Below are 4,086 nucleotides of genomic sequence, written 5' to 3' on the forward strand. Positions count from 1 at the left end.
GGACGAACCGCTGCTGACGCTGGCGCTCACCCACCGTTCGTATGCGTACGAACGAGGCGGGCTGCCCACCAACGAGCGGTTGGAATTTCTCGGTGACTCCGTCCTCGGTCTGACCATCACCGAGCGTCTCTACCTGGCCCACCCCGCCAAATCCGAAGGCGAATTGGCCAAGATCAGAGCCAGCATCGTCAACATGCACGCGCTCGCCGAAGTGGCGCGCGGACTCGGCGAAGGCGGCCTCGGCCGACACATCCTGCTCGGCAAGGGCGAAGAACAGACCGGTGGTCGCGACAAGCCCAGCATCCTCGCAGACGGCATGGAGTCCTTGCTGGGTGCAATCCACCTGCAACACGGCATCGACACCGCGCGCCGGGTGGTCCTGGCCCTGTTCGCCGAACTGCTCGATCGTGCACCGCGACTCGGTGCAGGTCTGGATTGGAAAACGAGCCTGCAGGAACTGACGGCAGAGAAAGGTCTCGGCGTTCCCGCGTACGAGATCTCCTCCACCGGTCCCGATCATGACAAGGAATTCACCGCTACCGTCCTGGTCGGCGGTCGTCCGTTCGGTGTGGGTGTGGGTCGTTCGAAGAAGGAAGCCGAGCAGAAGGCCGCGAGTACCGCCTGGAACGCCCTCTCGACCGACGACGAGCGCGCAGCCGATGGAATGCAGGCCACCGAGTCCGGGAACGAAAAGCCGCTCACCCGATCCGGCAGCGGGCCGCACGTAGCCGGCCCCGGCAGCGTGGATGCCTGAACTCCCCGAGGTCGAAGTGGTTCGCCGCGGTCTCGAAACCCATGTGGTCGGATCCAGAATCGACACGGTCGAAGTACTTCACCCGCGTTCCGTGCGTAGACATTTCGCCGGGGGCAACGACCTGGTCGGACAATTGCGTGGGAGGATCGTCGCCTCGGCCGAACGCCGCGGAAAGTACCTCTGGCTGGCACTCGAACCCCGCGACATCGCGGTGGTCGTGCACCTCGGCATGAGCGGCCAAATGCTCGTCCAGCCTCCCAGCGTCCCGGACGAAAAACATCTACGTATCCGCGCCCGGCTGAACAACGGCGCCGACCTCCGGTTCGTCGACCAACGCACGTTCGGGGGCTGGGCAATCGCCCCCCTCGTCGAAGTGAACGGTTCCGTGGTGCCGGAGCCCGTTGCGCACATTGCCCGAGACCCCATCGACCCGTTGTTCGACGCCGAACACGTCGTGAACGTGTTGCGGGGCAAGCACACCGAGATCAAGCGCGCGCTCCTGGACCAAACCGTTCTGTCCGGAGTAGGCAACATCTATGCGGACGAAGCCCTGTGGCGCGCGAAGATTCACGGCAACCGCATCGCCGAGACGCTGACGCGTCCTGCGCTGCGTCGTCTGCTGGCCGCGGCACACGCCGTGATGGGCGAGGCATTGGCGCAGGGAGGCACCTCCTTCGACGCGTTGTACGTCAACGTCAACGGAGAATCGGGCTACTTCGATCGATCGCTCGACGCCTACGGTCAGGAAGGGTTGCCGTGTTTGCGGTGCGGTAGCCCCATCAGGCGCGAGAAGTTCATGAACCGATCGTCCTACAGCTGCCCGAAATGCCAACCCAGGCCGCGCACCATCCGGTCCTGACGGGTTCTCGAACCGAGCGGGTCCTTAGAATCGGATCTCATGGCTGACAAGAGCACACCGACAACACTCTGGGTCGAACGCACGGGTACCCGCCGCTACACCGGGAGGAGTTCGCGAGGAGCCGAGGTGTTGATCGGTTCCGAATCCGTCGACGGCGTCTTCACACCCGGTGAATTGCTCGAGATCGCCCTTGCCGCGTGCACCGGAATGAGCTCGGACCTTCCGTTGTCCAGGCGGCTCGGCGACGACTACGACGCCACGGTCGAGGTGTCCGGGACAGCCGACCGCGAGAACGAGCGCTACCCCGAGCTCGCGGAGGTATTGCGAGTCGACCTCAGCGCACTCGATCCCGAGGCTCAGCAACGACTGCTGACCGTCGTCGAACGCGCAATCGACAAGGTGTGCACGGTCGGTCGAACCCTGAAAGCCGGCACGACCATCACCCTGGACATCGACGTGGACGCATGAGGTGAGTCCGGGCGAGGAGCGATTGACCGCGTGGGTGCACGGCGTCGTACAGGGCGTTGGATTTCGCTGGTGGACGCGGTCGCGCGCGTTGGAGCTCGGCCTTGTCGGCTCCGCCACCAACCACGCCGACGGACGGGTGCTCGTCGTCGCGGAGGGCCGCCGTGACCGTCTCGAGGAGCTGTTGACCAAGCTGCGCAGCGGAACGACGCCGGGCGCGGTCTCGCTCGTCGTCGAGAGCTGGGACGCGCCCCGCGGGGGACTCACCGGTTTCGTCGAACGCTGAGCGGTACCGCGGGTGTGTGCCTGCGTCCGCGGCGTCTCACCCACCCGGTACGCTCGAACGCCATGCATCTGAAGAGTCTGACGCTGAAGGGCTTCAAGTCCTTCGCTTCGGCGACGACTCTTCGTTTCGAACCCGGCATCACCTGCGTGGTCGGCCCGAACGGGTCCGGTAAGTCCAACGTCGTCGACGCCCTCACCTGGGTCATGGGTGAGCAGGGCGCCAAAGCCCTCCGCGGCGGAAAGATGGAGGACGTCATCTTCGCGGGAACGGCGGGGCGTGCGCCGCTCGGCCGTGCCGAGGTGACGCTGACCATCGACAACACTGACGGTGCGCTTCCCATCGACTACTCCGAGGTTTCCATCACCCGACGCATGTTCCGCGACGGGGCAGGCGAATACGAGATCAACGGCACCACATGCCGACTGATGGACGTCCAGGAGTTGCTCAGCGATTCCGGCATCGGCCGCGAGATGCACGTCATCGTCGGACAGGGCCGGCTCGCGGCCATTCTCGAATCCCGCCCCGAGGACCGACGGGCGTTCATCGAGGAAGCGGCAGGTGTACTCAAACACCGCAAGCGCAGGGAGAAGGCCGTTCGCAAGCTCGATGCGATGCAGGCCAATCTTGCCCGGCTGGGCGACCTGACAACCGAACTACGCAGGCAGCTCAAGCCCCTCGGGCGCCAGGCCGAGGTGGCTCGCCGTGCGCAGACCGTCCAAGCCGACCTACGCGACGCCAAACTCCGCTTGGCCGCCGACGATCTGGTGGCGCGAAGGGAAGAATTCGCCAACCAAACTCAGGACGAAGCTGCAGCGAGGGAGCAGTACGCGGCGGTTCAGGACACCCTGGAAGCGGGAAATCTCGCACTCGGTGAACTGGAACAGTCGGTGGCTCGGCTGACTCCGAACGCGGAAGCCGCGGGGCAGACATGGTTCCAGCTCTCGGCGCTCGCGGAGCGTGTCAATGCGACCGTTCGAATCGCGCAGGAGCGGGCGAGGTACCTCGATGCTGCCCCCTCCACCGGGCGCGGGCAGGACCCGGACGAACTCGAGCAGCAGGCGGAGCGGGTCGAGGAAGAAGAGCTGGAGCTGGTCGAGGCAGTCGAAATGGCCCGCGAATCCCTGGAAGCTGCGCGAGAACAGCTCGGTGAGCGCGAGACCGCGGCGGCGGAGGCAGAACGTGCCCATCTGGCGGCGGTCCGCGCCGTCGCCGATCGTCGCGAGGGATTCGCCAGGTTGTCCGGTCAGGTCGACACCTACCGCACCCGAGCCGATTCCATCGACGCGGAAGTGGCCAGGCTGTCCGTCGCGATCGACGAGGCACGCGAACGCGGCGACGCGGCACAGGCCGAGTTCGATAGTGTGCAGGACCAGATCTCGGGCCTGGACGCCAGTGAACTGAGCCTGGACACGCAAAACGAGCGCGCGGTGGCGGCATTACGCAGCGCCGACGCCCGCGTCACCGAGCTGCAGAACGAAGATCGCGCCGCAGGCAAGCGGGTTGCATCGTTCCAGGCACGCATCGAGGCGCTGACGATGGGCCTCGAACGCAAAGACGGCGCCGGATGGCTGCTCGAACACGGTCACGACGGCGTCACCGGATTGGTCGCCGAACGCGTGACGGTAGAAGACGGATTCGACGTCGCCGTCGCCGTCGCGCTGGGCCCCGCAGCCGACGCCGTCCACATCGACGCTCCCCACCGCGCCCATTCGGCCGTGCGGG

General features: G+C 66.0%; 5 protein-coding genes. All 5 read left to right on the top strand.

Features of this window, described 5'->3' with window-relative positions; genetic code table 11:
* On the top strand, positions 1 to 754 hold a 754-nt coding region (gene rnc, locus WBQ44_RS14275; RefSeq protein ID WP_495567333.1), incomplete at its 5' end, for a ribonuclease III.
* Entirely contained in the window at positions 747 to 1,613 is an 867-nt protein-coding gene (mutM, locus tag WBQ44_RS14280) for a bifunctional DNA-formamidopyrimidine glycosylase/DNA-(apurinic or apyrimidinic site) lyase (protein ID WP_495567334.1), read from the top strand. The genes rnc and mutM, both read left to right, overlap by 8 nt.
* 39 nt (positions 1,614 to 1,652) lie before the next feature.
* Complete coding sequence (locus WBQ44_RS14285) at positions 1,653 to 2,081, top strand: OsmC family protein (RefSeq protein WP_495567335.1); 429 nt, start codon at positions 1,653 to 1,655, stop codon at positions 2,079 to 2,081.
* Position 2,082: 1 nt separating this feature from the next.
* A complete protein-coding gene (locus WBQ44_RS14290) occupies positions 2,083 to 2,364 on the top strand; it encodes an acylphosphatase (RefSeq protein WP_495567336.1) in 282 nt (93 codons plus the stop codon).
* A gap of 62 nt (positions 2,365 to 2,426) precedes the next feature.
* A partial coding sequence (locus tag WBQ44_RS14295; protein ID WP_495567337.1) for an AAA family ATPase occupies positions 2,427 to 4,086 on the top strand: 1,660 nt, incomplete at its 3' end.

It is taken from the genome of Rhodococcus sp. (in: high G+C Gram-positive bacteria) (genome assembly GCF_049591685.1).
Lineage (GTDB): Bacteria > Actinomycetota > Actinomycetes > Mycobacteriales > Mycobacteriaceae > Rhodococcoides.